This window comes from Hymenobacter sp. UYP22, from assembly GCF_040547285.1.
In the GTDB taxonomy this organism is placed as follows: Bacteria; Bacteroidota; Bacteroidia; order Cytophagales; family Hymenobacteraceae; genus Hymenobacter.
Map to the genome: position 1 here is coordinate 456,928 of NZ_JBEPPK010000002.1, position 24,189 is coordinate 481,116.

The window sequence follows — 24,189 nt, forward strand, 5'->3', positions numbered from 1 at the left end:
TTTCTGCTCTGTTTATGTATCTTGCCGGTACTACGCTACTCCTACACTACCTATTGCATGTTGCATTATCCACTTACACTGCTTTTATATGAAAGTCACGTTGTCCTCCCTCAGCGAGGTGCTGGCGGCTCAGCGCCGCGCCGGTCAAGCGGCCACCTCCCGAAAAAAACCTGCTGCTAAGTTACCCGTAGCAGCAGCCACCCCCGAAAGTGCCCCCCACGGAAAGTAATAAGGCCACCGGCTTCTCTTGTAGAAAGCCGGTGGCCTTTGTCTTTCGCCTTCATTCTACTAGTAACTAGCGCACCTGAGCCAGCAGTTGTTCGTCGGCGGGGTTAATATCTACTAACGCATACTTTTTAGTATTCGTGATGTTCATCTCATCCAAGGCATCCACCATGCTCTGGTAAGCGGCTTTATCGGAGGCTTTGATGAGTACCATACCGTTCTTTGGGCGGAAGGACAGCAGCGCCTGCCGTAGCCCTCCAGCCCCGAATGAAGTGGTGTGCAACTGGGCAGGCTCGGCTTCAGAGTTCAGGCCGTAGAAGTAATGCACCGTGTGGTTTTTATCCAGCAGCACCGTCATGGCCCCGGAAGCCGGCACATCCGTTTTCCCTTTCGGGTCAGGCATGGCTACTTCCATGATGGTGGGCTTGCTGAAGGTAGTGGTTAGCATGAAGAAAGTGAGCAGCAGAAAGGCCAGGTCTACCATCGGGGTCATATCGAGGTGGAAAGCATGTTTCTTGACGCGAGGCTTGGTACCACGGGCGGCGGGGACGGCAGTTTGGAGGTTGGCCATAACGATGTTGGGGTTAGGTAAATACGGTTGTATGCAGGCAACGCTATACACTGGCCGGGTATTGTATCTGCCGGGCGGGTGGTTATTCTTGCAATCGTTTTCACCCTCATTCTCCCCACCGGTACACCGCACCGGAGTATCCTTCGCTTGCATGCGCAAACTTCCCCGCCTTCTTTGTTTCAGCCTGGTTTTATGGGTGCTATTGCTGTGGCTATTGCTTGGCAAGACGGCTCTACAAGCCACCCTCGATATTCAGATGCACAACACGTATGTTGTAGTAGGGAGTTATGCCGGCCAAATCTTGCTGCTGACCCTCGCGTTTCTGCTGGTGCTGGCAGCCAGCAGCCTGAAGCGGCAGGCCAGGGAGAGTAAGCCGCTGCTCGTATTACTGGCCGGGAGCAGTGTAGGGCTGGAACTACTGCTGTGCATTGCAGGCGTCAACACCCGCTTCACCATCTATCCGCCCCTTTCCCCTAGCCCGGTTACGGCTGTTGCTCCGTTATCGGGTGTGCTCTGGATGCTCTGGGGGCTACACAGCATTTTGCTGCTAACTGCTTTATGGGCGAGCATTCGCCTGACAAAGCTGGTGGCCAGACCACGAACCGCTTAAAACCACCACACCCGCTCCGGCGTGAGGCAAGCGTGCAGGCGCGCATCCCCTTCCCAGGCGTCGGTTATGCGGGGCACCGGCGGCTCCAGGCTCACGCCAATCCGCAGGGCGTTGGGACGACACTGGGCCAGAAAACGGTCGTAGAAACCTTTGCCATAGCCGACGCGGTGCCCACCTTCATCAAAGGCCAGCAGAGGAATCAATACCGCATCCAGTTGCTCCGGCTGCACCTCCGAGGCTTCTGTTGGCTCCGGCACTCCCCAGCGGCTTTCTGTTAGCTGGGTTGCGGGCGTCAGGTGAAAATGGTGGAGCGTGTGGCCGTCCGGCTGCACCACGGGCACGGCCAGCTGCAGCTGCGGCTGCTCCTGCCACACCCGATGAATCAGGGCCCAGGTATCGGGCTCACGCTGCTGCGAAATCGGCAGAAACACGTGCAGCCAGTGCCAGTCCCGCACCGGAAACTCCCTGAGCAACTGTTGCCAGAGCTTAGCACTCCGCCCGACAACTGCTGTTTCAGTCAGGGCCCGGCGGCGGGCCAGGGCGGCGCGGCGGAGGTCGGCTTTCAGCATGGGCGAGGCAAAGCGGGTTGCAGCAGCTACTTTCCGGTCTTTCAGCAGACCAAAAGACAGGTCACGGGTGGCAGGAACTCCGGATAAAGAAATAAGACGAGCAAGCATATACACTGGTGAGGCAGAAGCGGCGCCTATTCCATCCAGTGCAATGAAGCGGGCAAAGGCTCGTGCTGGATGAGGCCGCGAGCTTACTCCTCTTCCAGCACCGTAAACTCCAGGGCCAACGGGTCAAAAGCATCCAGAAGCTGACCGATAAAGCCGGGGTTGTTGATGAGGATACTCATGATATTATCCTCGCGCTCCTGCAAATGGCCCCCAGGCATCAGCTTGTCCTTGAGGGTGGTGAGCTGGCTGTAGGCAGTTTCATGTTTGGCCTCGGCGGCTTTGCTCAGGCGCTTTTCCAGCCCCTGCACAATGCCGGCCACTTTCTGCTGCTCGGCAGCCACCGTTTTTACCAGCGTCGGGTCGAGGCGCTGGGCCAACTCCGACAGTTGCTGAAATGCGGTGGCCATTTGCTGCTGCTGAGCCTGTAAACTCACTTCTTCCTGCCCCAACGCGGAGCCCACCTGTTTTTTCAGCTCCGGCAGCGGCCGGAAAACATCCACGGAAGTAAGGCCCAACTTGCGCAGCTTGCTCACATTGGCCTTGCCGATGTACTGGGCTGAGTTGCGGGGCAGCAGAATGGGGAATGGTACGTTGTTCTGCGCAAACACACCTTTTAGCTGAAACCAGTACGCTACTTCGGCCCCGCCGCCAATATAACACAGGTTAGGCAGCAGCAGCTCCTGGTACAAGGGCCGCAGCACCACGTTGGGGCTGAACTGCTCAGGGTGCTGGCGGGCCAGCTCCAGTAGCTCGGCTTGGGTATGGCAGTGGCCGGTGTTGCGCACCGTAATCTGCACGCAATCCTGGGCAGCGTCGTACTCCAGCCGCTCCCGCTTACCTGCATCAGTAAGGAAAAACAGGTTGAGTGGGCGCGAGTACACCTGAGGCTTGTAGCCGGCCGCCTCCAGTTGAGCGTTGGCCGCCTGCACTGCCTGGTTGGAAGCCTGAGCCTGAATTTCCTGCTCCAGCACCGGTACCAACACCTGTTTGAGCGCCGGCGCATCCGCATCTAAGCTCACCAGGCCATACTCTCCGAACAGGCTCTGGGTGAGCCGACGGGTGGCCTCCGCCAATGTGCTCGACTGCTCGTAGGCTTCCCGGAACGGGGCGGGCACATCGGCGGGCAATTGGTCGAGCAATTCTTCCTTCAGCCCGGCCAGCGGCAGCCGGCCTACGGGGCCGCCGGTTTCGGCGGCGTTCCACTCGTATTTCTTCCCGAACAGGTTCAGGTGGTTGATTTCGGCAAAGTCGTGGTCCTCAGTAGCCATCCAGTACACTGGCACAAAATCGTACTGCGGATACTGCTCCTTCAACTGGCGGGCCAGCTTCACGGCCGTTACAATCTTATAAATGAAGTATAGCGGGCCAGTGAGCAGGTTAAGCTGGTGGCCGGTGGTGATGGTGAACGTTGTGTCCTTCTCCAACAGGTCCAGGTTGGCCTGCACCGCCGGGTGCACGGTGGGCAGCGCAGCGTACTGCCCGCGCAACTCCTGCACCAGCCGCTGCCGGGCCTCAGTGGTGTAGCTGGCCTGCTTCTCTTGTATCTGCTCCGCAAAAGCCGACAGTGTAGGAAAGCGGTGAAAGAAGGGCCGTAGGGCGGGAGCCTGGGCCAGATAATCGGTCAGTAGAGGGGAAAACGCGCCGGTTTCGGCGTACGAAAGAGTCGTGACGGACATACGAGAGGAGAGGTATCGGGCTATAACCGGCCAGCGGCCACAAAGTAACTGAGCTTTTTCAAGCCGTTGGCTTTTAGCTACTGGCTGACAGCTTTCCAGACTTGGCAAAACCCTTAAAAGCAATTGGCTGTCAACTGGCCAGGCACCTACGCCTATTACCAGCCAACAGCCAACAGCTAGTAGCTAACAGCTAAAAAAACTACACCAGCTTGCCGTACAGGTCGAAGTCGGAAGCTTCCGTAATCTGCACTTGGGCGAAGTCGCCGAGGCGTACGTAGGTATCCTTGGTAGCGGGCACCAGCACTTCATTGTCCACCTCGGGCGAGTCGTACTGGGTGCGGCCCACAAAGTAGCCGCTTTCCTTGCGGTCGAAGAGCACCTTGTAAGTCTGGCCCACGCGCTCCTCGTTCAGCTCCATCGAAATACCCTGCTGCAGCTCCATAATCTGGTCGGCGCGGTCCTGCTTCACCTCGTCGGGCACGTTGTCTTCCAAGGTGTAGGAGTGGGTGTTGTCCTCGTGGGAGTAAGTGAAGATGCCCAGCCGGTCGAAGCGGGTTTCCTCCACAAAGTTGTAGAGGTCCTCGAAGTCCTGCTGGGTTTCGCCGGGGTGTCCGGCAATGAGGGTGGTGCGCAATGCAATACCCGGCACGCGCTGCCGAATGGTGTCCACCAGCTCCACGGTGCGCCGCCGACTGATACCCCGGCGCATCGTTTTCAGCATGTTGTCCGACACGTGCTGCAAGGGCATATCCAGGTATTTGCAGATGTTGTCCCGCTCGTTCATCACGTCCAGGGCATCCATCGGGAACTGCGAGGGGTACGCGTACTGCAGCCGGATCCAGTCGATGCCGTTCACGTCGGAAAGGTGGCGCATCAGGTCAGCCAGCTTCCGCTCCCCGTAGTGCTGCAAACCGTAGTAGGTCAGGTCCTGGGCAATGAGAATCAGCTCCTTGGTACCCATGCTGGCCAGGCGCTTGGCCTCTTTTACCAAGTCCTCAATGGGGCGGTCCTGGTGCTTGCCGCGCATCAGCGGAATGGCGCAGAACGAGCAGGGCCGGTTGCAACCCTCGGCAATTTTGAAGTAGGCGTAGTGCTTGGGCGTGGTCAGCAGCCGCTCGCCCACTAGCTCGTGCTTGTAATCGGCCTCCAGCGTTTTCATCAGCTGCGGCAGCTCCAACGTACCAAAAAAGGCGTCAACCTGCGGAATTTCCACCTCCAGGTCGTCCTTGTAGCGCTGGGAGAGGCAGCCCGTTACGTAGAGCTTCTCCAGGCGGCCGGCCTGCTTTTCGTCGGCGTAGCGCAGAATAGTATCAATGCTTTCCTGTTTGGCGTTATCAATAAAGCCGCAGGTGTTGATAATGACGATGTTGGCGTCGCTGGTGTCGGCCTCGTGCGTTACGTCGAACTGGTTGGCGCGGAGCTGGCCCATCATCACCTCCGAATCGACGAGGTTTTTGGAGCAGCCAAGGGTAATGACGTTGACTTTATTCGCCTGCTGGCTTCTTACTTTCATGCTGGATTGAGTAGGCGGGCGGCTGGGCAAGACTTTCTGTGTGAGAAACTTGCCCACTTGGAACCCGCGACGAAAATCGGACCGCAAAGGTACGCAGGAGGCAACGCCTTTTCCTACTGAGGAAGTTTCTTTATGATAGAAGTCGATGAGTGTAAAACAGTCATTCCGAGCGGAGCGAGGAATCTCGCGTGCTGATGTCAGAGTTACCTTTGCAACAACAGCACGCGAGATTCCTCGCTCCGCTCGGAATGACGAGCCAGATAGTAAGGCTTACTTCTTAAACAGCGAATTCACGAACGTTGTCCGGTCGAACAGCTGCAAATCGGTCATCTTCTCGCCCACGCCGATGTAGCGCACGGGCACCTGCAGCTGGTCGGAAATGCCGATAACCACGCCACCTTTGGCCGTGCCGTCGAGCTTGGTAATGGCCAGGGCCGAAACTTCGGTGGCTTTGGTGAACTCCTTGGCCTGCAAAAAGGCATTCTGGCCCGTGCTGCCGTCGAGCACCAGCAGCACCTCGTGGGGCGCATCGGGAATCACCTTCTGCATCACCCGCTTAATTTTGCTGAGCTCGTTCATCAGGTTCACCTTGTTGTGCAGGCGGCCGGCCGTATCGATAATCACCACATCGGCCTGCATATCCACCGCTTTTTGCACCGCATCAAAGGCCACGGCAGCGGGGTCGGTGTTCATGCCGTGGGAAATAACCGGCACGCCCACCCGCTGGCCCCAGATAATGAGCTGGTCCACGGCGGCGGCCCGGAAGGTATCAGCAGCGCCCAGCACTACCTTTTTGCCAGCCGCATGAAAACGGTGCGCCAGCTTACCGATGGTAGTAGTTTTGCCCACCCCGTTCACGCCCACCACCATAATCACGAAGGGAGAGCCGGTGTTGTCGGCCCGGTCAAGGATGGCGCGGGAGCCAGTGGCGCCGCTGTTGCGGTCCAGCAGTTCCACAATTTCCTCGCGCAGGATGCGGTCTAGCTCCGAGGTGCTCACGTACTTGTCGCGGGCTACTCGCTTCTCGATGCGGTCAATCACCTTCACCGTCGTGTCGATGCCCACATCGGCGTGCACCAGCATGGTTTCCAGATCATCGAGTACGGTCTCATCCACGGTGGCTTTGCCCACCACGGCTTTGCTCAATTGATCAAAGAAGCTGGTTTTGGTTTTCTGCAGGCCCTCATCAAGAGCCTGCTGCTGCTCCTTGCTTTCCTTATCCTTCTTGAAAAAATCGAAAAGTCCCATTGGTTGGTGCCTAGTGCGTAGGTGGTAGTGCGTGGAAGCCAGTTGGCAAAACTGCTGTACAGCCGTAGGTATAGGTACTGTGGCGCTAAGCACTAACAACTAAGCACCAAGGGCTACCCCCTGACAACGCAAAAAAGTCCCACGTTGGCGGGACTTCTTCACACTATATCAGGTTGCCACGGGTGGCGCCGGATTACTTAACGCCAGTGCTGATGTACTCCTGCACTTTGTCAACGGGCACCATTTCCTCGCGGAAAGTATAGGCACCGGTTTTCTCCGATTTAACGGCACGAATCACCTTTGCCCAATCCTTACCACCGGGGGTCTTCAGGGTTGCTACTACTTTCTTAGCCATTGCTCAATTACTTGATTTCCTTGTGAACGGTCATCTTCTTGAGCACGTTGTTGAATTTCTTCAGCTCGATGCGCTCAGGAGTGTTTTTACGGTTCTTGGTGGTGATGTAGCGCGAGGTGCCCGGCTGCCCCGAGTTCTTATGCTCAGTGCATTCAAGGATTACCTGCACCCGGTTGCCTTTCTTAGCCATCTCGACGGGGTTTTGGGATTAAGGACTGCAAAGGTACAAGGCTTTTCTGAAAAGTCAAATATAGCACAGCTAAATAGTTGATGGAATGTGAGAAGGATGCTCACAAGGCCTTGGATGGGTGCATAGCATTTGTGTGGGCTGCGCTCTGCTTACCGCAATACGGGCAGTTTAAAGTCATCCAAAGCACTGGGTTTGGCCATCAGCGTCTCAATCTCGGCCACGGTGCGGGGAGCTTCCCGGGAGAGGTTTTCGGAGCCTGCGCTGGTTATCAGCACATCATCTTCAATTCGGACGCCAATATTCCACCATTTCTTGTCGCAGGGGCTGCCTTCGGGAATGTAGATGCCAGGCTCCACGGTAATTACGTTGCCGGCCTGCAGGGGGCCGTAGTTGCCCCGGTCGTGCACATCCAGGCCCAGGTAATGGCTGGTGCCGTGGGGAAAGTAGGTGCGCACGTCCTCCGGCTTCTGGATGATACCGAGCTTAAGCAAGCCGTCGGCAATAACTTTTTGGGCGGCTTTGTGGGGGGCCTGGAACTCGGCCCCGGGCTTGCAGGCGGCAAAGCCGGCCTCTTGGGCGGCCAGCACAATGTCATAGATCTGGCGCTGGGCCGGGCTAAACTTGCCGCTGGGCGGAATGGTGCGCGTAACGTCGGCGGTGTAGCCGTGGTATTCGGCACCGCAGTCCATCAGCAGCAGGTCGTTTTTTACCTGAGGTTTATCATTGGTGATGTAGTGGAGCACGCAGGCGTTGTTGCCGGCGCCCACAATACTAGGGTAGCCCTCAAACTCGGCCCCGTACTTTTTGTACACGTACTCATGCAGGCCTTGCAGCTCCATTTCGCCCATATCAGGGCGGGTGGCTTTCATGACTTCCTGCTGACCCACGGCGCTGATGCGGACGGCCCGGCGCAGCAGGGCTATTTCTTCCGGTGTTTTTACGGCCCGCAGGTCGCCCAATACATCATTGAGGGTACTGGCATCGAAGCGAGCCACGGGGCGGTTGGCTATGGCTTTCTGGCGGTCGGCGTCGGTGGTGGCTTTCAGGTAGGCTTGCACGTAGGCATCCTGGGCCACACCGGGGTTTTGCTTGGTCAGGTTTTCGAGGTAGGGCCGCAGGTTGGCGGCGTTGGCTACTCCGTAGCGCTGAATGGTTGTGTACAGCTCGGCCTGTTGGGGGTTGAAATCGGTGGGCACGGCGGCCTGCTGCCGAAACGAGGCCACCAAGTTGAACAGGTCAGATGGGTCCCGGTCATCGTCGCGCACATCGGCAGGCAGCTCCGCAAACAGTACCGTCTTGAAATCGTACCACTTGATGCCGGAGGTTACAAACGCGTTGTTATCGGCGGCGAACTGTAAGCCCAACTGCTGCTTGGCACCCTCAGCACCCAGGCGGTGACCAGTCCACTGCTCCCGTTGGGGGTTGCGGGGGTCCACGAACAGCATTTCCGTAACGCCAGGCTGCCCGTTTACCGTTTGGGGCTCTTTAAATAAAACCAGCAAGCTGTTTGGCTCCTGGTAGCCCGTCAGGTAATACAGGTCGGGGTTCTGGTGGTACACAAAGTCCACGTCGTTGGCGCGGTTGCGAACGGGGGCGGCAAACACCACGGCCGCTGAACCGGCCGGCAGTGCCTGCCGCACCAACTCGCGGCGCTGCTTATGGAAGGACGGGGCCAGTTGATCGGCCGGATGGTCGGGGCCGACGGTGTGCTGGGCCTGGGCAGCTGGGGCCAACGTGAGCAAGGCCGCCGCCAGCAGCAGCACGGGCCGGAAAGCGCGCGAAAGAGAGGGAGTAGACATAGCAGGGAGAAAGACCTATCCGCGCGGCATCCGTTGCGCGGGGCAGGCCGCCAAGCGAAGATAATAGCCCGGGCTCAGCTCCTGCCTACCCAAAAACCGAAAAACGCGAAGCTTCCGCGGCTATATGCTCCTTACAAAGAAGCATAGGCCGCAGAAGCTTCGCGAAAAAACGACTGATTTCTCGGAAAGAGAAACTAGTAAACGATGAAGCCCTGCTCCTTCGCCTTCTTCAGGACCGACATGATGCCGTTCTTGTTGATGGTGCGGATGGTGCTGGTTGCCACTTTCAACGTAACCCAAGCATCCTGTTCGGGGATGTAGAAACGCTTCTTCTGCAGGTTCGGGTAGAACTTGCGCTTGGTTTTGTTGTTGGCGTGCGAAACGTTGTTGCCTACGCGGGTACGCTTGCCAGTAAGGTCACAAACACGGGCCATGATATCAGAAAGTTGAGTGTTACAAAGCAGAAAAACGGGGCCGCAAATATCGTAATTAATATTTCGAAATCAAACCGTTGTACTGGAAAATAGCGGGTTAACTAAAAATTGCACCGAATCTTCACCCTTCCAAGGAAGTTGAGTCGGTACTTTGGGCTGCGCCGGGTTTCTTTTTCCAGGGGCAGTGCCGACAGCCGCTGCCGCAGCAGGAGCCCCGCCGCCGGTGATACTGCTCCGTGAAAACCATATAGCCTTCGGGGGTGTAGTAAAAGTCGCCGGGTTGCAGGGGCTGGGGAGTGGGGCGCGGCACAGTGGGCGGGCTGGGTGAGGCGGCAAGTTACGCAGCTCAGCCAAGGTGAGCGCCTAGGCCCTATCTTGCTTATCTTTTCAAGCCCCTCGGTATGCGTGTTCTGCGGCCTCTTGTGCTGGTTATTTGCTTGTACCCGGTGTGGGCGGCGGCGCAGCCGGGGCCGGTTGGACCGCAGCAATTGGTGCGGCAGGTGGCGCGGGCCCCGGCCCTACTTCCGCCGTTGCCGCTAAAAGAGGCCCGCCGCACCCTGGATGCTGCCCGCCGCCAGTTTCAGCGGGGCTTGCCAACGGGCGCTCAGCTGTACGTAGTAACCAGGGGCCTCAACGAAGCTGCCACCCCGGAGCTGCTGGTAGTGCGGGTACTCAACTGGCGAAGCTCGCAGTTGAGCGGGCAGATTATTGGCACTACGCCCGGCCCGCCGGCCCCCCTTGAGCTGCCGGAGGGTGAGGTGCTGGATTGGCTGATTCTGCACCCCGGCGGCCGGGAAGAGGGCAATTATTTGGGTAAATATTGGGACCTGGAAGAACGCCTGACCGAGGAGGAAGAGTAGTTTTACCAGCATTTCATTCACCTCTATTTTATTCTGCTGGGCATGATGCGTATTCCTGTTTGCCGATTCCTGGGACTGGTGGCACTTCTACTAAGCAGCCAGGCAGCGGTGGCTCAACAGCCTCGCAATGAGGCCCCGCTGGCCTCCACGGCCCCCACCGACCGGCCCGTAGCCATAGCGGGCACTTCGGCGGAGGCAGAACTGCGGGCGTTTGACAAGCTGTTAGCCCCCGCCATTAAGCAGGCGCGCCGGACGCTGCCCCAAGCCAAGCAACGCTTCCTTAAAGGCTTGCCTGCAGGCCATGCCTTTTTTCTGACTACCCGTATTTTCGACCCCAGCGGCGCGTATGAGCAGGTGTTTGTGCGGGTGCGCGAATGGAACGGGACTACAGTAAAAGGCATCATTAGCAACGACTTGAACGTGGTACGCTCCTATCAGCCCGGCCAGCTGATTACCTTCCCGGAATCGGCGGTGCTGGACTGGACGGTAGCCATGCCCGATGGCGGGGAAGAAGGCAACTTTGTGGGCAAGTTCCTTGATGCCCAGCAACGCTAGCCTTGACCGGCCCGCCCGGTTTTGCGTAGTTTTGGAAACACCCACCCACATTCCGTTCTGCTTATGTCAATGCCCGCCCACTTCCCTGATTCTGCCCCCACTACCCGCAGCCGCAGCCAGGAGCTGATGGCCCTGGAAGACCACTACGGTGCCCATAACTACCACCCCCTGCCCGTGGTGCTGAGCCGGGGCGAGGGTGTGCACCTCTGGGACGTGGAAGGCAAGCAGTACTATGATTTTCTTTCGGCCTACTCGGCCGTAAACCAGGGCCACTGCCACCCCCGCATTATTGGGGCCCTTACCGAGCAGGCCCAAAAGCTCACGCTTACCTCGCGGGCATTTTTCAACGACCAGCTGGGGCCCGCTGAAAAGCAGTTGTGCGAGTTATTCAACTACGATAAGGCCCTGCTGATGAACTCCGGGGCGGAGGCCGTGGAAACGGCGCTAAAGCTGGCCCGCAAGTGGGGCTACCAGGAGAAAGGTATTGCCCCAAACCAGGCTCGCATCATTGTGGCCGAACACAACTTCCACGGCCGCACTACCGGCATTATTTCCTTCAGCACCGACGGCGACTCCACGGGCGGCTTTGGGCCCTACATGCCCGGCTACCAGGTGGTACCCTACGATGATGTGGCGGCGCTGGAAGAAGCGTTGCAAGACCCGCACGTCTGCGGCTTTCTGGTAGAGCCTATTCAGGGTGAGGCTGGCGTGATGGTGCCTTCGGATGGGTACCTGGCCAAGGCAGCCGCGCTTTGCAAGGCGCACAACGTGCTGTTTATTGCCGATGAAATCCAGACTGGGCTGGGCCGCACCGGTGAGCTGCTGGCCGTTTGCTACGAGGGCGTGCATGCCGATATTCTGATTCTGGGTAAAGCCCTGAGTGGGGGCGTACTGCCGGTGTCGGCGGTGCTGGCCCGCAACGACATCATGCTTACCATTCAGCCTGGGCAGCACGGCTCCACGTTTGGGGGCAACCCGCTGGCGTGCGTAGTGCTGCGGGCGGCGCTGGATGTGTTGGTAGAGGAGCACTTGACCAGCAACGCCAAGGCGTTGGGGGAAGTGTTTCGGGAGCGCATGCGCCGCGTACAGCAACGGCGCCCCGAGGTGGTGGAGTTGGTGCGCGGCAAAGGGCTGCTCAACGCTGTCATCATTAAGCCCCACCCCGATGGCCGCACCGCCTGGGACGTGTGCGTGACGCTGATGGAACGCGGCGTACTGGCCAAACCCACCCACGGCGACATTATCCGGTTTGCCCCGCCGCTGGTTATCACGGAAGAGCAGCTGCACGAAGCCTGCGACATCATTGAGCAGGTAATTCAGGAGTTTTAGGCGGCCAGCTGCCCGAGGCCCACTATACCGAACGGCTCACCAGACTGGTGGGCCGTTTGTCGGGTAAGTTGGAGCACTCACCGGGCGGGCATTTCCTTCACCGACGAATCGGGGGTGCTGATAGTGGTGGCCAGGCTGCTGACCGAAGAACCAGGCGCGGCGCCTGGCCGAGGCGGTACCTTTGAGCCGTTACTCCTTCTAAACCTAGTCGTCATGCGTGCTCTTCAACTGGTAGTACTCGGTGGATGTATGGTTGCATCATTGGCAAGCTGCCAGGTAAGCCGGCCCACGTTTGTTACCCGCACATCGGGCACTGTAACCTCTTTCCCCACTGATTCGGCCAGCACGGTGCTGCTCCTACACGACTCGCAGGGCCCCCAGGCTACCCGCGCCATCATGACTACTGCCGAAGCCGCCGCCTTCCGCCAGCAGTAAGTCACCGACACCATACTAATCATCCGCTCCCCTCAGCGTATAGGGCCGCGCTTTCACCTGCCTGGGGTGGGGCGCGGCTTTTTTGCGCAGTAATTTTGCCTGCTAGCCCACTGCCAGGTGAAACCTCGGGCAGTTTGTGGGTACTTTGGGGCATGCAATCATCTACCCGACTTAGCTGGGGGCTGTTGCTGGGGCTGCTCAGCGGCTGCCAGAGTCAGCAGGCCGCTTTCCGGTTTCACCCCACGCCACCAGTCACTGTGCACGCCGAGGTGCCTCTGCCTTCTGCCGCCGAACCAGTTGCTACCGTTGCTACTGTTATGCCTGCTCATGCCCAGAGAGGAAAACAGCCGCGGCTGCAAACGCATCGAAGACCCGTGGCAGCCACTCCAGCAAAGGCAGCAGCACCACAGCGGCTAAGCGCCATGCGGCACCTGGTTCGTTCAGTTGTGCAGCGTAAGCAGCCGGAAACAGCAGTAGCGGTTCAACCCAATCAGCCCACCCGCCACGATACCCTGCACATTATACTGGGGGCGTTACTGGTAGTAGGTGGGGTAATAGGTGGTATAGCGCTGGGTGGGTGGCTGGGCCTAGGCGTGGGGGCGCTGGTGGTGCTGCTGGGCTACTATTTTTTGGTGTTGGGCATTGGTGGCAAGCACGCCTGGCTGGAAATATTTCAGGAGTTCTTCAACATGTAGGTACTTCCTCTACGAACAAGCTTTTACCCAATGAAAGCCTCCGTACCCTGCGCCCAACATGAGTGGGGACAGGGCACGGAGGCTTTTATCGGGTAAAGGCTTACGTGGGCCGGGCTACTTGTGCTGGCCGGTTTGGGAGGTGCTGTCGTTGGGCTGGTTGTTACGGAATTCCTTGTCGGAACTGTCGGCGCCCCGCTCATCGGAGGGGTTGGCGTGGGAGCCCTGGGGGCTGTCGGGGTTGGTATCGGCCTTGGCTTTCTTGGCGCCGCCGCTGTGGCCTTCAGAGCTGGACACATTCTCGCCGCGGGTGTTATCGGCTCCACCGGCTACCGGGCCTTCGTGCGGACCGGAGGGCTGCCCACTCACGCCGGGAGCCTGTTTGCCGGTTTCGCCGCTATTCGGATGATTCGGGGTTTGCTTGGGGTCGTTCATGGCTATGGAAACAAAGGGTGAGGTGCATCAGGCTGGTTACCTGCCTATTTACATACGGTTTGAAAGAAGGAGCAGCCAGCACAAAATTTTGGGCTGTGGCCGGCTGAGGTATCTACGCTTACCCAGGCCCGGAGCAGCTTCTCGGTTTCGAGCACCGGCTTCGCATTCGTATAAAATTAGAGCGGCACCTCGGCCGCTAGCTGCGGAGGTGGTGCCGGATATGAGGAGTGCTCGACCAAGGGCCGTTAGTAACATACTTACCGGGTAGTGGTGAAGAGCTAGTCAGGCACAAACCCATTGCCGGCCGCAACCTTACCTTTGCCGCAGTTGTTCTACCCCATCTACTCAACTGAAAGCAGCTTATGCCCATTGTACCCACGCACCGCCCGCGCCGCAACCGCAAATCTCAGGTTATCCGCGACATGGTGCAGGAAACTCACCTCGCCACCCCCGACTTTATCTACCCGATTTTTATCACGGAGGGCCAGAATCAGCAGATTGAAATTAAGTCGATGCCAGGAATTCACCGGTTTTCCGCCGACCGGGTTATCGACGAAATTGGCCGTTGCGTGGAGTTAGGCATCAAAAGCTTTGCGCCATTTCCGCAGGTGAACGAGGCCCTGAAAGACCGGCTGGCCCGCGAATCGGCCAACATGGAGGGCCTGTACCTGAAAACCGTGGCCGACATCAAGCGGCAGTTTCCGGAGGTGGTGCTAATGACTGATGTAGCCATGGACCCCTACTCCTCCGATGGGCACGACGGCATTGTGGACGCGGAATCGGGCGAAATTCTGAACGATGCTTCCCTGGAAGTGCTGGGTCAGATGGCCCTAGCTCAGGCCCGCGCCGGCGCCGACATCATTGGACCTTCGGATATGATGGATGGGCGCGTGGCCTGGATTCGGGAGGTGTTGGATAGCAACGGCTTTTCGGGTGTGAGCATCATGAGCTACACGGCCAAGTACGCCTCCGCCTTCTACGGCCCCTTCCGCGACGCATTGGACTCGGCTCCCAAAAAAGGCGACAAGAAAAGCTATCAGATGAACCCGGCCAACCGCCGCGAAGCCCTGCGTGAGTTGACCCTGGATGAGCAGGAAGGCGCTGATATGGTCATGATTAAGCCCGCCCTGAGCTACCTCGACGTGATTCGGGAAGTGCGCGACAACACCCAGCTGCCCGTAACGGCCTACAATGTATCGGGGGAGTATGCCATGGTGAAAGCTGCCGCCCAGCAAGGCTGGCTCGACGGCGAAAAGACTATGATGGAGGTACTCACCAGCATTAAGCGGGCCGGGGCCGACGCCATTCTTACCTACTTCGCCAAAGAAGCGGCCGAGGTATTGCGCCGCGGCTAAGTTTTCACGTTGCGTTGCAAGCTCCCGGTGTGGCCCTGACCAGGGTTTTGCCGGGAGCTTTTACTTTCGGCTATTCATTTACCTTCTGTATTTGTATGATTCGTTTGGCAACCCTGGCCGATATTCCGGCTATTCTGCACCTGATTGAGCAAGTGGTACCTCTGATGCAAGCCAGCGGCAATTTTCAGTGGACAGCGGACTACCCGAATGCGGAGGTATTCCAACGGGACATTGAGCAGGGCCATTTGTGGGTAGCGGAACACGAGGGCCAAGTAGCCGCCCTGGCGGCCCTTACCCATAACCATCAAGACCCGGAATACGCCCAGGCCGACTGGGACGTGGCCGAGCCGGCCCTGGTTACACACCGCTTGGCGGTGTCGCCAGTTGCCCAGGGCCACGGGCTGGCGGCGGCTCTGCTGGCGCAGGCGGAAAAGCTGGCCCAGGAGCAGGGCTTGCGGGTGCTGCGCGTAGATACCAACTCGGAAAATCAGGCCACGCAACGGCTGTTCCCGAAGCTGGGCTACCGGTTTGCGGGCGAAATCACGCTGGCTTTCCGACCCGGCCTGCGGTTTTTCTGCTACGAGAAGTGGCTGGCGTAGCACTGGCGACATAAATCATGGAAGCCCATCAGGTTAGCGGCTGGCTTACCTGTATTCCTAACTCGTATTAATCTATCATTTACTATGGCGAAGCGCTCGTTCTGCTTCCTGCTCTTCGTGGGCCTAACAGCCTGCGCCGGCCTTGGCTACGGGCAGGACTCTACTTCTGTGCAGTATTCAAGGCATCAGATAATAGAGCCGTTGTATGTACTAAACTCTACTGTCATCATGGGCAGCGGGTTTCTTGCCCAGATAAATTCCCGCGAAATTTCACGAATTGTAATTTACAAGGGAGACGATATACCCCGTGAACTAACTGGTCTGACTTCGGGACATATTGTTTCCACCGACTACAAAAAACGTATCCCCAGTCAGTCGTTTGCGCAGATAGCCCGCCAACAAAGTGTGCCGCGGCCTTTTCGGGTAGTGATGAACGGCCGCACGCTCAGCGCCGAACAGGTGTCGGGCCTGCGGATTGCCCTCGGCGCTATCGGGCAAGTGTGCGTTACGCCGGCTACGCTCCAGGCACCGGAAGCCGTAATTGCCATTGAGCTGGCCAAGGCCAAGTCTGTAAAGCACCCACCTGGCTCAATATTCATCCGATAGACGCAGGCCTAATCAGCACGAGCATGGCAGGTAGCACTACTTGTCGAACGGCCAGCGGCCCAGGCGGCGGCTCCAGAGTAGGAATACCACTGTACCCAGCGCCATCATCAACAAGGCTCCTACCTGAAAGGGTAGAAATACCGTTGTGTTGAGCACCGACACTTCAATGCCTTCCTGAATGCTGGCAAACACCCACAGCCACACGGCCACGGCCACCACCACCGGCAGCGGGTACAGGGGCATCCGGAAGGGCAGCCCCGCTGCCCCGCGCCGGCGGCGCAGCAGCACCACGCCCACAGCCTGCCCCACGAACTGCACCAGAATGCGCATGGCCAGAATGGCGCTGATAACCTCGCCCAGCTTAAACAACAGGCTGAACACAAACCCCACGCCCCCCAGCAGCAGCAACGACACGTGCGGAAATTGCTTGGTAGGGTGAGTGCGGGCAAATACCGGCAGAAACTCCCCGTCGGCGGCGGCGGCGTAGGGAATGCGCGAGTAGCCCAGCAACACCGCAAACAGGGAGGCAAACGCCACCCACAGCACCAGGGCGGTGGCCGCTTTGGCCGCCACTGGCCCGTAGAGGCGCTCCACGAAGGTGCTCACAATGAACTTGGACTGAGCCGCCTCCTGCCAGGGAATAACGGCCCCCACGCTCCAGTTCAGCAGCAGGTACAAAGCCATAATACCCACTATACTCAGGAAAATACTGCGCGGAATCAGCTTGTGCGGCTCCTGCACTTCCCCGCCTAGGTGGCACACGTTGTAGTAGCCCAGGTAGCTGTAAATGGTTTTGACCGTAGCCTGCCCCATAGCCACCGACAGCAGCACGCCCGGCAGCTCCCCTACCCCGCCGGCCGGCAGCCAGGCCACCGGTTGCGTACCGTGCGTGAGCCCGCCAAAAATCAGCCAGCCCATGAGGGCTAGCACGCCCACGCACAGCAGCACGCCCAGCCGCCCCACGTCCTCAATGCGGCGGTAGAGCAACGCAATGAGCAGCAGCACTACCGTACCGGCTACCAGCTTCGGCTGCCACCATTCTGTTAGGGGCACCAAATATTCAAAATACTGCGCGAAGCCAATGGCCCCGGATGCTACCACCAAGGGGGCCTGCACCAGCGTCTGCCACACGTACAGGAAAGAAAGCAAGCGGCCCCAGCTATGCTCCCCGTAGGCCAGCTTCAGAAAGCGGTAGGAGCCGCCCGCCTCGGGGTAGGCCGCGCCCAGCTCGCTCCAGATCAGGCCATCTACCAGGCTCAGGGCTGCCCCTACCACCCAGGCCAGCAGGAAGTTTGGCCCCATGAATCCCATCACCAAGGGCAGGGTCACGAAGGGCCCGATGCCCACCATGTCAATCATGTTCAGGGCCGTGGCCTGCACCAGGCCCAGGCGGCGGCGCAGGGGCGCAGTAATGGGCGAAGATGGGGTCGGCGAGGAGAGGTTGGGCATGCTGAGAAAGGCTTGGAGTTGCTAAAGCCGCAGCCGCCCCGTTTGTTCAACGTCCGGCCACTCTTACCCCGCCTGATCTAACCCCAGCGGGCCGCCCCCCGTACCACCCTCGCATCTCACTACGCCCAACATGTCGGCTGGTTCATCAAAAATTGCCATTTACGGGGCCATTGGGGCCAACGTCGCCATTGCCATCAGCAAATTTGTAGCAGCCTTCTTCACGGGTAGTTCCGCCATGCTGTCGGAAGGAATTCACTCCCTAGTGGATAGCGGCAATGGGCTGCTACTGCTATACGGGGTAAAACAATCGGAGAAGCCGGCCGATGCGCGCCACCCCTTCGGGCGCAGCAAGGAGCTGTATTTCTGGTCCCTGATTGTGGCTATTCTGGTGTTTTCGGTGGGCGGCGGCATGTCGTTTTACGAGGGCGTGGAACACCTCAAACATCCCGCTCCCATCACCGACCCAACCTGGAACTATTGGGTGCTGGGTCTTTCCCTGGTGTTTGAGGGCATTTCCTGTTTCCTGGCGCTGCGGGAGTTCAATAAAAGCCGGGGCGACCTAAGCTTTTGGGCTACCCTGGGCCGCAGCAAGGACCCCTCCATCTTCGCCATTCTGATGGAGGATATGGCGGCGTTGGTGGGGTTAGCAATTGCCCTGGCGGGCGTCTATTTCGGGCATCTGCTCAACAACCCACTCTTCGACGGGGGAGCGTCCATCTGTATTGGCATCCTGCTGGTATCGGTGGCTATTTTCTTGATTTACAAAACCAAGGGTCTGCTGGTGGGGGAAGGGGTAGACGATGAAACGCTCGACAGCTTGGAAACGGTGGCCCGGGCCCAGACCGGCGTAGAGCAGGTGCGCCGCCCCCTTACCATGTACATGGGCCCCCACGACGTGGTACTGGCCTTGGATGTGGAGTTTCATGACCATCTTTCGGCCCATGAGGTGGAGCAAGCCGTGGACCGTCTGCAGGACGCTATCCGGGCCAAGCACCCCGAGTTCAAACGCATTTTTGTGGAGGCCAAGGGCCTGACGGGCAAAAACCGTCACCCCTCCGTCACCGATTCTCCTTCCCCTCAGATTTAGCCTTTATTGGCGCCGGGGGTTCCTGTTCACTTCTGCTCTGTGCTATGCAACATGACTTCTTCGCTGATTCTCCGTTCCGTTCTTTCTGGATGGCTGGCTTTGAGTGTACCGACCAACAGAATGCCTTTGGCCACCGGGTTGATTTCCTGACCCTGACCGGCCACCTGCAACTGCTGGACACGGATTACCAGAACATTCAGGCCCTGAACCTAACTACGGTGCGGGAGGGCATCCGGTGGAGCCAGGTGGAAAAAATGCCTTATCAATACGATTGGAGCACGGTGCTGGTGCTGTTGCAGGCGGGCCGCCGCCACGGCATTCAGCAGGTGTGGGATTTGTGCCACTTCGGTTACCCCGATGACCTGACGCCCCTGCACCCCATGTTTGCGCGCCGTTTCGCGCATTTGTGCCGGGCTTTTGTGGAGTTTTACCGGGAGCATTGCCCCGAGGAAACTCTGATTGTGACACCCATCAACGAGGTCAGTTTCATGAGCTGGCTGGGCGGGGATGTGCGCGGTACTTCGCCCTACTGCGTGGGCCAGGGCTGGGAGGTGAAGCGGGGCCTGATGCGTGCTTACATTGAGGGCGTGGCAGCCCTGCGTGAGGCCGACCCCAGCATCCGCATTCTAACTACCGAGCCGCTTATTAACATTGTACCGCGCCTGGGAGCCGGGCCCGCCGAAACACGCCGCGCCCGGGAGTTCGACCTCAACCAGTTTCAGAGTGTGGACATGCTGGCCGGCCGCTTGTGCCCCGAGCTGGGCGGGCGCCCCGATTACCTGGATATGCTGGGCTTTAATTACTACTACGACAACCAGTGGCAGCTGGAGCCTCACACCACGCTGGGCTGGGCCAATGAGTATCACGACTCCCGGTTCCGGCCCCTGAGCGCGTTGCTGGAAAAGGCCTACCGCCGCTACAACCGCCCGGTGGTGCTTACCGAAACCAGCCACCCCGGCGAAGACCGGGCACCCTGGTTGCGCATGATTGCCCACGAAGCCGCGCTGGCCATCCGGCAGGGCGTGCCGCTGCTGGGCGTCTGCCTCTACCCCATCATTGACCGGCCCGATTGGGACCACCTCACGCCCTGGCACCGCGCCGGCCTTTGGGATGCCGATACCACCCAGCCCATTCCGGGCCTTACCCGCGTGCTGCACTCTTCCTCGGCCCACGCGTTGCAGCAGGCCCAGCGGGTAGTAGCCAAGGCGCTGCAGCCGACTAAGGCGCAGCAGCTCACGTTTTAATTTGCGCGTATGTCCTTCTCTTCTGAGGCCGAGCTGCTCCACCTCTTCCGCCAGGCATTTGCGGATGTCAACCTTTCGCCCGTGGAAGCCCGGCAGTTACGCGACCAACTCACGTCGTTCCAGCAGCAGCACGGCAACGTGGAGCACCTGCGCCACCAGTTATTTGAGCTGGCGAAAGAGCGGTTCAACACCTTCAAAGACAAAGCCGTGATAGAGTGGCTGGAAGCGGCCAGCGCCCTGCTGCCGGCTTCGGTCGCTCCCACAACCACTCCCCGAGCTGGCAGCGCCCAGGTGTATTTCAGCCCCAACGATGAGTGCGTGGCCGCTATCCGCCAGTTTATTATTGGGGCCCGGCACACGCTGGATTTATGCGTGTTTACCGTAGCTGACAATCGTCTGACCGATGCCATTCTGATAGCCCACCGGCGGGGCGTGCGGGTGCGGCTGCTCACCGACGATGAGAAGCTACACGACCGGGGCTCCGATGTGCGCCAGTTGCGGGACGCCGGTATTTCGGTGCGCACCGACCGTTCCGCGAATCACATGCACCACAAGTTTGCCCTGGCCGATAACCGGGCCGTGCTGACCGGCAGCTATAACTGGACCCGCTCGGCCGCTGAGTTTAACCTCGAAAACTTCCTGATATCCACCGACTCCTTTATTGTGGAGCAATACGCCGCTGAGTTTTCCCGGCTGTGGGAACAGCTGCCGGAGTTTACCGGATAAAGGAAGGCCGGGTGTACGCAGCAGCTGCGTACACCCGGCCTTCTTATTCATATAAAGCCCAGCTATTATTTACCGCTGGCTCCTACCTCCGGCACATCGGCGGCCGGCCGACGAATGGAAATCATCTGCCGCGTATTCGTGACGCCCACCGTCAGGCTGAGGTAGTAGTCGCCGGCGGGCAGGCCAGTGAAGTCCAGAGTTTGATGGTGCGCTCCGGCCGTCTGCTTCCGGTAGTCGGATACGCGCACGGCCGTACCATTCTGGTTGTAGAGCACCCAGCCCAGCGGGCGGGCTTCTGCCAGGGAGTACGACATCTGCATCACGCCATTAGAAGGGTTGGGGTAAACGCTCATGTTGTTGGCACCTACGCCTGGCGTGGCCGGAGCTCCAGCCAACAGGGGTTCTTCGGCCGGTTTCACGGCCACCAGTTTCCACTGCTGATTAGGTGCACCGCTGTATTTGAGCTGCTGCAACCCGCCTTGCAGCGTGTCGCCGTAAGTCAGCACCTTCTTCCGAACGTGGTGGGGGGTAAACTTGTAGTACCCCTCGCCCGCATCCTCAATTTTCCAGCGCTGGTTGTAGCCACTATAGTAGGTCCAGACGCTAAGCGGAGCCCCGTTGGAGGTAGAGCTGCCCAGAACTTCCAGCACTTTATTGCTGCCCGGCGACACCAGACGGTAGAGGCCCTCCCCGGCGGACTCAATGCGCCACTGAGCCTCCTCTTTTACCCCGGCGGCCTGGGCAGCCAGCTGCTCGGCGCGGGTGGCTGGTCGGCCCTGGTCTATTTTTAGCGGGCGCCCCGTGGAGCGCACCGTGAGCATATACAGTCCCGAAAGATCAGCTGGGGGCGCGGCCTCAACAACTTCCTTTACCGGCTTGGGCGGCTTCACTGGTTTGGGAGCCTTTTCAGCCGGAGCAGGTTTGGCTGGTTTAGCCGGGGCTTGGGCTACGGCTTTAGCGGCTGGTTTGGGAGCTTTGTCGGTGGGGGCAGTTTTGGCCGCCGTGGCGGCGGGCTTGGCTGGGGCCGGTTTGGCAGGAGCCGGCTTAGGAGCCGCGTTGGGGTTGGGCGTCGGGACGGCTTTGGCCTTGGCTACGGGCGGCGGACCGGCCGGGTCGCGGGTGAGCGGGGAGCCCAGCGGGTACAGGTTACCCGAGGGAATCACCTGCGCCGACTGGCCGGGGGCTACCCACTGCAGCTGAATACCGGCGTTGCCTTCACTGTCGTTGTACTCCAGCTTGATAGTGGTCTTCTCGCCAGCGGCCAGCGTTACGGTAGCATCATCGGTGCTGCTGGCTTTGCGGCCGTTCCAGGTATCCAGCACTTTTTTACCGTTCACCCACAGGCGCACCTCATCGGTGGTAACGGCTACAAACCGGTAGCGGCCCGTGGAGGGCGCGGCCAGCAGGCCTTCCCAGCGCACCGAAAAATTATCGGTGGGCAGCTCCGGCGCCGGGGCGGCGGCACCCCACTTAAAATCGATGCTGGCATCCTGCCGCTTCAGCACGGGGGCACCGGCCAGGGAGCCATTATTGAAATAGAAAGCCGTGAGGCCTGTTCCCCAGCCTTGCACGGGCAACGGACGGGCGGCCGTTGTGGGGGGCAACAAGGGAAATGCGAGGGCAGAAGCAGGCTGCAGTTGACCGGTCAGGCTTAGCCCTAACGCAGAGCAAAGAAGTAAATACCGCACAGGCTGGAAAGCGTTGATGGTAGAAGGCACTGTTGGGCATCTGGGAACCACCCAAAAAAGTAGAAACAGATTTATATTTTTCCGATTCCGCCCTCACTAATATACGCCTTTTTTCAGCCCCCAACGCATAAGTCGGGCCTTGCCAGCTTTACGCTTCTAGTACAAAACCAGCATTTCAGGCTTACAAACAGTCTTTTTAAGCGAATTCAGTATTTTTGGATTTCTCCACGTACTGCCGTTTTCATGACCGATGCCCGCGCCATTCTGGCTACTCCCCTTGGCCCCCTGGAATTGCAGGGTACCGAAGCTGGCCTGCGAACGGCCCGGTTCCTGCATCCGCTGATGGGCACGCCCTCTACCCCACCCGAAACGCTAACCCTGCAAGTACCTGAGTGCTTGCGCGAAGCCTGGACCCAGCTGCGCGCTTACTTTGGCCGCGAGCTGCAGCACTTTACCGTGGCAACAGATGTAGCCGCCGGCACCGAGTTTCAGCAGCTGGTATGGGCCACACTGCCGGCCGTTGGCTACGGCCGTACTGCCTCCTACCTGGAGGTGGCGCGGCAGTTGGGCAACCCAGGCGCGGTACGGGCCGTGGGCGCAGCCAACGGGCAAAACCCACTGACTATTATCTGGCCCTGCCACCGCATCATTGGGGCGGCCGGGCAGCTGACGGGGTATGCCGGCGGTTTGGCCCGGAAGCGTTGGCTACTCGAATTCGAGCGTCCCAGCCTGCAAACCAGCCTGTTCTGAGGTGTTTGAATATGCCCTGAGCCATTTCCCGCGTCAAGCACCCTACCCCCTCAGCTGCCCACGAAGTCCAGCAGCTGCCGGTAGATAATATTGTGCTGCCAGTATAGCTGCAACACCATGGGAATGTGTTTTTTGCCCGGTAGCACGGTGTACTGGGGTGCGTGGCCCAGGGCCTGCAGCCGCTCTCGAAACCGGGCACTGCTGCTACTGATGGATGGGTAGGTTTCGCCGCCGATGAAGAGGATGAAAGGCGGCGTGTAGGCGGAGAGGTGATACAGCGCCGAGGTTTGCTTCCAGACAGCCGGGTTCTTGCTGAACGGCACCAGGTACTGCTCATCGTGGGGGTACTCTAACTTCTGCAGATAATCGTACATATCCAGGCCGGCGGGGTCATCCAGAATGGCCCCTTTGATGGGGTTGCGCGGCAGGCCCCAGCGCTGAAACAGTGCGTTGTTGGCCGTGAGTAGGGCGGCCAGTCCGCCGCCGGCCGAATGCCCCATTACAAACAGCCGTTGCGGGTCACCGCCATAGTCCTGAATGTGGGCAGCCGTCCAGGCCACGGCCCGGGCACAGTCGTCGGCCATTTGGGGCACGCGCACCTGCGGGGCCAGCCGGTAGTTGATAATAACAGCCACTACCCCCTGCTTGGCCAGCCGCCGCCCAATAAAGGAGTAAAAATCTTTGCTCCCGCTATTCCAGCTGCCCCCGTGTATAAACACGACCACCGGACGCGGGGTGGCCGCTTGTTGCTTGGGCGTATACACATCCAGGCGGTGACGGGTGGGACTGTAGGCCGTGTCGGTGGCTGGCACGTAGGCCACATCGGCGGTGCGGTGGCTGGGCCGGGCCACGGCATATTCGGTTCCGGCTACCAGCGCGCCCATCATACCTACCAGCGCAGGCAACACCCGCCACAGCCAAAACCGCATCATATTACTTTTAGTGAATCAGGAAACCGGACGTACGCACATCCTCCAGGCCCCGGATTGGCAGCCCCGTGCCTGCAACGGCCCGCGGGGCGCCGGGTTGTAGAGTCTTTCTATCTTTGGTTGTGGGCCTCCCGCCAATTTTTACTTCGCTT

At 59.3% G+C, this 24,189-nt stretch carries 28 protein-coding genes; 14 read left to right on the forward strand and 14 right to left on the reverse strand.

Annotated features, from left to right (window positions below; genetic code table 11):
* Positions 1-88: 88 nt before the first annotated feature.
* Positions 89-229: a hypothetical protein gene (locus tag ABIB60_RS05355; protein ID WP_354578240.1), complete on the forward strand. Its 141-nt coding sequence runs from the start codon at positions 89-91 to the stop codon at positions 227-229.
* A gap of 66 nt (positions 230-295) precedes the next feature.
* On the opposite strand, the gene ABIB60_RS05360 is transcribed toward ABIB60_RS05355, so the two are convergent.
* Positions 296-796: an ExbD/TolR family protein gene (locus ABIB60_RS05360; protein WP_354578241.1), complete on the reverse strand. Its 501-nt coding sequence runs from the start codon at positions 794-796 to the stop codon at positions 296-298.
* 151 nt (positions 797-947) lie between these two features.
* Between ABIB60_RS05360 and ABIB60_RS05365 the strand changes: the two genes are divergently transcribed.
* Positions 948-1,406 (forward strand): hypothetical protein, encoded by a 459-nt coding sequence (locus ABIB60_RS05365; protein WP_354578242.1) that lies wholly within the window; start codon positions 948-950, stop codon positions 1,404-1,406.
* Here ABIB60_RS05365 and ABIB60_RS05370 read toward each other — a convergent pair.
* The 9 genes from ABIB60_RS05370 to ABIB60_RS05410 form a co-directional block, all read right to left on the reverse strand.
* Positions 1,403-2,083, reverse strand: coding sequence for a 5-formyltetrahydrofolate cyclo-ligase (locus ABIB60_RS05370; protein WP_354578243.1), 681 nt, complete (start codon positions 2,081-2,083; stop codon positions 1,403-1,405). The genes ABIB60_RS05365 and ABIB60_RS05370 overlap by 4 nt on opposite strands.
* Positions 2,084-2,166: 83 nt before the next feature.
* Positions 2,167-3,759, reverse strand: a complete 1,593-nt coding sequence (bshC, locus tag ABIB60_RS05375) for a bacillithiol biosynthesis cysteine-adding enzyme BshC (protein WP_354578244.1) — start codon at positions 3,757-3,759, stop codon at positions 2,167-2,169.
* 199 nt (positions 3,760-3,958) lie between these two features.
* Positions 3,959-5,272, reverse strand: coding sequence for a 30S ribosomal protein S12 methylthiotransferase RimO (gene rimO, locus ABIB60_RS05380; protein ID WP_354578245.1), 1,314 nt, complete (start codon positions 5,270-5,272; stop codon positions 3,959-3,961).
* Between the two features lie 270 nt (positions 5,273-5,542).
* Positions 5,543-6,520: a signal recognition particle-docking protein FtsY gene (ftsY, locus tag ABIB60_RS05385; RefSeq protein WP_354578246.1), complete on the reverse strand. Its 978-nt coding sequence runs from the start codon at positions 6,518-6,520 to the stop codon at positions 5,543-5,545.
* Positions 6,521-6,713: 193 nt separating this feature from the next.
* Positions 6,714-6,875 (reverse strand): DUF4295 domain-containing protein, encoded by a 162-nt coding sequence (locus ABIB60_RS05390; RefSeq protein ID WP_315997292.1) that lies wholly within the window; start codon positions 6,873-6,875, stop codon positions 6,714-6,716.
* A gap of 7 nt (positions 6,876-6,882) precedes the next feature.
* Positions 6,883-7,065, reverse strand: coding sequence for a 50S ribosomal protein L33 (rpmG, locus tag ABIB60_RS05395; RefSeq protein WP_022825071.1), 183 nt, complete (start codon positions 7,063-7,065; stop codon positions 6,883-6,885).
* A gap of 149 nt (positions 7,066-7,214) precedes the next feature.
* The gene (locus ABIB60_RS05400; protein WP_354578247.1) at positions 7,215-8,864 is read right to left on the reverse strand and encodes an aminopeptidase P family protein; all 1,650 of its coding nucleotides are present in this window, start codon (positions 8,862-8,864) and stop codon (positions 7,215-7,217) included.
* A 194-nt stretch (positions 8,865-9,058) separates the two neighbouring features.
* Positions 9,059-9,298 (reverse strand): 50S ribosomal protein L28, encoded by a 240-nt coding sequence (rpmB, locus tag ABIB60_RS05405; protein ID WP_044003635.1) that lies wholly within the window; start codon positions 9,296-9,298, stop codon positions 9,059-9,061.
* A gap of 121 nt (positions 9,299-9,419) precedes the next feature.
* Positions 9,420-9,608: a C1orf53 family protein gene (locus tag ABIB60_RS05410; RefSeq protein ID WP_354578249.1), complete on the reverse strand. Its 189-nt coding sequence runs from the start codon at positions 9,606-9,608 to the stop codon at positions 9,420-9,422.
* Between the two features lie 91 nt (positions 9,609-9,699).
* On the opposite strand from ABIB60_RS05410, the gene ABIB60_RS05415 reads away from it, so the two are divergent.
* The 5 genes from ABIB60_RS05415 to ABIB60_RS05435 all read left to right on the forward strand — a co-directional run bounded on the left by ABIB60_RS05415 (position 9,700) and on the right by ABIB60_RS05435 (position 13,172).
* Complete coding sequence (locus ABIB60_RS05415; RefSeq protein WP_354578250.1) at positions 9,700-10,158, forward strand: hypothetical protein; 459 nt, start codon at positions 9,700-9,702, stop codon at positions 10,156-10,158.
* A 42-nt stretch (positions 10,159-10,200) separates the two neighbouring features.
* Positions 10,201-10,713: a DUF2314 domain-containing protein gene (locus ABIB60_RS05420; RefSeq protein WP_354578251.1), complete on the forward strand. Its 513-nt coding sequence runs from the start codon at positions 10,201-10,203 to the stop codon at positions 10,711-10,713.
* A 69-nt stretch (positions 10,714-10,782) separates the two neighbouring features.
* The gene (gene rocD / locus ABIB60_RS05425) at positions 10,783-12,042 is read left to right on the forward strand and encodes an ornithine--oxo-acid transaminase (RefSeq protein ID WP_354578252.1); all 1,260 of its coding nucleotides are present in this window, start codon (positions 10,783-10,785) and stop codon (positions 12,040-12,042) included.
* Between the two features lie 213 nt (positions 12,043-12,255).
* Positions 12,256-12,477, forward strand: coding sequence for a hypothetical protein (locus ABIB60_RS05430; RefSeq protein ID WP_354578254.1), 222 nt, complete (start codon positions 12,256-12,258; stop codon positions 12,475-12,477).
* 152 nt (positions 12,478-12,629) lie between these two features.
* Positions 12,630-13,172 (forward strand): hypothetical protein, encoded by a 543-nt coding sequence (locus tag ABIB60_RS05435; RefSeq protein WP_354578255.1) that lies wholly within the window; start codon positions 12,630-12,632, stop codon positions 13,170-13,172.
* A gap of 114 nt (positions 13,173-13,286) precedes the next feature.
* Here ABIB60_RS05435 and ABIB60_RS05440 read toward each other — a convergent pair whose 3' ends face one another.
* A complete protein-coding gene (locus ABIB60_RS05440) occupies positions 13,287-13,604 on the reverse strand; it encodes a hypothetical protein (RefSeq protein WP_354578256.1) in 318 nt (105 codons plus the stop codon).
* 362 nt (positions 13,605-13,966) lie between these two features.
* On the opposite strand from ABIB60_RS05440, the gene hemB reads away from it, so the two are divergent.
* From hemB to ABIB60_RS05455, 3 genes are all read left to right on the forward strand, one after another.
* Positions 13,967-14,959 carry a porphobilinogen synthase gene (hemB, locus tag ABIB60_RS05445; protein ID WP_354578257.1) on the forward strand — a complete coding sequence of 331 codons (993 nt, stop codon included), beginning with the start codon at positions 13,967-13,969 and terminating at the stop codon, positions 14,957-14,959.
* 95 nt (positions 14,960-15,054) lie between these two features.
* Positions 15,055-15,558 carry a GNAT family N-acetyltransferase gene (locus tag ABIB60_RS05450; protein ID WP_354578258.1) on the forward strand — a complete coding sequence of 168 codons (504 nt, stop codon included), beginning with the start codon at positions 15,055-15,057 and terminating at the stop codon, positions 15,556-15,558.
* A gap of 405 nt (positions 15,559-15,963) precedes the next feature.
* Entirely contained in the window at positions 15,964-16,164 is a 201-nt protein-coding gene (locus ABIB60_RS05455) for a hypothetical protein (protein WP_354578259.1), read from the forward strand.
* A 36-nt stretch (positions 16,165-16,200) separates the two neighbouring features.
* On the opposite strand, the gene ABIB60_RS05460 is transcribed toward ABIB60_RS05455, so the two are convergent.
* The gene (locus tag ABIB60_RS05460) at positions 16,201-17,613 is read right to left on the reverse strand and encodes an APC family permease (protein WP_354578260.1); all 1,413 of its coding nucleotides are present in this window, start codon (positions 17,611-17,613) and stop codon (positions 16,201-16,203) included.
* Between the two features lie 130 nt (positions 17,614-17,743).
* Between ABIB60_RS05460 and ABIB60_RS05465 the strand changes: the two genes are divergently transcribed.
* Genes ABIB60_RS05465 through ABIB60_RS05475 form a run of 3 tightly spaced genes read left to right on the forward strand, consistent with a single transcriptional unit; the run spans position 17,744 to position 20,670 of the window.
* A complete protein-coding gene (locus ABIB60_RS05465) occupies positions 17,744-18,700 on the forward strand; it encodes a cation diffusion facilitator family transporter (RefSeq protein WP_354578262.1) in 957 nt (318 codons plus the stop codon).
* Positions 18,701-18,744: 44 nt separating this feature from the next.
* Positions 18,745-19,944, forward strand: coding sequence for an amine oxidase (locus tag ABIB60_RS05470; RefSeq protein WP_354578264.1), 1,200 nt, complete (start codon positions 18,745-18,747; stop codon positions 19,942-19,944).
* Between the two features lie 9 nt (positions 19,945-19,953).
* On the forward strand, positions 19,954-20,670 hold the full coding sequence (locus tag ABIB60_RS05475; protein ID WP_354578265.1) for a phospholipase D-like domain-containing protein: 717 nt from the start codon (positions 19,954-19,956) through the stop codon (positions 20,668-20,670).
* A 65-nt stretch (positions 20,671-20,735) separates the two neighbouring features.
* Here ABIB60_RS05475 and ABIB60_RS05480 read toward each other — a convergent pair whose 3' ends face one another.
* A complete protein-coding gene (locus tag ABIB60_RS05480; protein WP_354578267.1) occupies positions 20,736-22,277 on the reverse strand; it encodes a PA14 domain-containing protein in 1,542 nt (513 codons plus the stop codon).
* Between the two features lie 324 nt (positions 22,278-22,601).
* Between ABIB60_RS05480 and ABIB60_RS05485 the strand changes: the two genes are divergently transcribed.
* Complete coding sequence (locus ABIB60_RS05485) at positions 22,602-23,108, forward strand: methylated-DNA--[protein]-cysteine S-methyltransferase (RefSeq protein ID WP_354578269.1); 507 nt, start codon at positions 22,602-22,604, stop codon at positions 23,106-23,108.
* A 50-nt stretch (positions 23,109-23,158) separates the two neighbouring features.
* Here ABIB60_RS05485 and ABIB60_RS05490 read toward each other — a convergent pair whose 3' ends face one another.
* Positions 23,159-24,040, reverse strand: coding sequence for an alpha/beta hydrolase (locus ABIB60_RS05490; RefSeq protein ID WP_354578271.1), 882 nt, complete (start codon positions 24,038-24,040; stop codon positions 23,159-23,161).
* Positions 24,041-24,189 lie beyond the last annotated feature (149 nt).

What these genes read in the sequence shown, in the direction of transcription:
- ABIB60_RS05355 (WP_354578240.1), top strand. Translation starts at nt 89, where the DNA reads ATGAAAGTCACGTTGTCCTCCCTCAGCGAGGTGCTGGCGGCTCAGCGC.
- ABIB60_RS05360 (WP_354578241.1), bottom strand. Translation starts at nt 796, where the DNA reads ATGGCCAACCTCCAAACTGCCGTCCCCGCCGCCCGTGGTACCAAGCCT.
- ABIB60_RS05365 (WP_354578242.1), top strand. Translation starts at nt 948, where the DNA reads ATGCGCAAACTTCCCCGCCTTCTTTGTTTCAGCCTGGTTTTATGGGTG.
- ABIB60_RS05370 (WP_354578243.1), bottom strand. Translation starts at nt 2,083, where the DNA reads ATGCTTGCTCGTCTTATTTCTTTATCCGGAGTTCCTGCCACCCGTGAC.
- bshC (WP_354578244.1), bottom strand. Translation starts at nt 3,759, where the DNA reads ATGTCCGTCACGACTCTTTCGTACGCCGAAACCGGCGCGTTTTCCCCT.
- rimO (WP_354578245.1), bottom strand. Translation starts at nt 5,272, where the DNA reads ATGAAAGTAAGAAGCCAGCAGGCGAATAAAGTCAACGTCATTACCCTT.
- ftsY (WP_354578246.1), bottom strand. Translation starts at nt 6,520, where the DNA reads ATGGGACTTTTCGATTTTTTCAAGAAGGATAAGGAAAGCAAGGAGCAG.
- ABIB60_RS05390 (WP_315997292.1), bottom strand. Translation starts at nt 6,875, where the DNA reads ATGGCTAAGAAAGTAGTAGCAACCCTGAAGACCCCCGGTGGTAAGGAT.
- rpmG (WP_022825071.1), bottom strand. Translation starts at nt 7,065, where the DNA reads ATGGCTAAGAAAGGCAACCGGGTGCAGGTAATCCTTGAATGCACTGAG.
- ABIB60_RS05400 (WP_354578247.1), bottom strand. Translation starts at nt 8,864, where the DNA reads ATGTCTACTCCCTCTCTTTCGCGCGCTTTCCGGCCCGTGCTGCTGCTG.
- rpmB (WP_044003635.1), bottom strand. Translation starts at nt 9,298, where the DNA reads ATGGCCCGTGTTTGTGACCTTACTGGCAAGCGTACCCGCGTAGGCAAC.
- ABIB60_RS05415 (WP_354578250.1), top strand. Translation starts at nt 9,700, where the DNA reads ATGCGTGTTCTGCGGCCTCTTGTGCTGGTTATTTGCTTGTACCCGGTG.
- ABIB60_RS05420 (WP_354578251.1), top strand. Translation starts at nt 10,201, where the DNA reads ATGATGCGTATTCCTGTTTGCCGATTCCTGGGACTGGTGGCACTTCTA.
- rocD (WP_354578252.1), top strand. Translation starts at nt 10,783, where the DNA reads ATGCCCGCCCACTTCCCTGATTCTGCCCCCACTACCCGCAGCCGCAGC.
- ABIB60_RS05430 (WP_354578254.1), top strand. Translation starts at nt 12,256, where the DNA reads ATGCGTGCTCTTCAACTGGTAGTACTCGGTGGATGTATGGTTGCATCA.
- ABIB60_RS05435 (WP_354578255.1), top strand. Translation starts at nt 12,630, where the DNA reads ATGCAATCATCTACCCGACTTAGCTGGGGGCTGTTGCTGGGGCTGCTC.
- ABIB60_RS05440 (WP_354578256.1), bottom strand. Translation starts at nt 13,604, where the DNA reads ATGAACGACCCCAAGCAAACCCCGAATCATCCGAATAGCGGCGAAACC.
- hemB (WP_354578257.1), top strand. Translation starts at nt 13,967, where the DNA reads ATGCCCATTGTACCCACGCACCGCCCGCGCCGCAACCGCAAATCTCAG.
- ABIB60_RS05450 (WP_354578258.1), top strand. Translation starts at nt 15,055, where the DNA reads ATGATTCGTTTGGCAACCCTGGCCGATATTCCGGCTATTCTGCACCTG.
- ABIB60_RS05460 (WP_354578260.1), bottom strand. Translation starts at nt 17,613, where the DNA reads ATGCCCAACCTCTCCTCGCCGACCCCATCTTCGCCCATTACTGCGCCC.
- ABIB60_RS05465 (WP_354578262.1), top strand. Translation starts at nt 17,744, where the DNA reads ATGTCGGCTGGTTCATCAAAAATTGCCATTTACGGGGCCATTGGGGCC.
- ABIB60_RS05470 (WP_354578264.1), top strand. Translation starts at nt 18,745, where the DNA reads ATGCAACATGACTTCTTCGCTGATTCTCCGTTCCGTTCTTTCTGGATG.
- ABIB60_RS05475 (WP_354578265.1), top strand. Translation starts at nt 19,954, where the DNA reads ATGTCCTTCTCTTCTGAGGCCGAGCTGCTCCACCTCTTCCGCCAGGCA.
- ABIB60_RS05485 (WP_354578269.1), top strand. Translation starts at nt 22,602, where the DNA reads ATGACCGATGCCCGCGCCATTCTGGCTACTCCCCTTGGCCCCCTGGAA.
- ABIB60_RS05490 (WP_354578271.1), bottom strand. Translation starts at nt 24,040, where the DNA reads ATGATGCGGTTTTGGCTGTGGCGGGTGTTGCCTGCGCTGGTAGGTATG.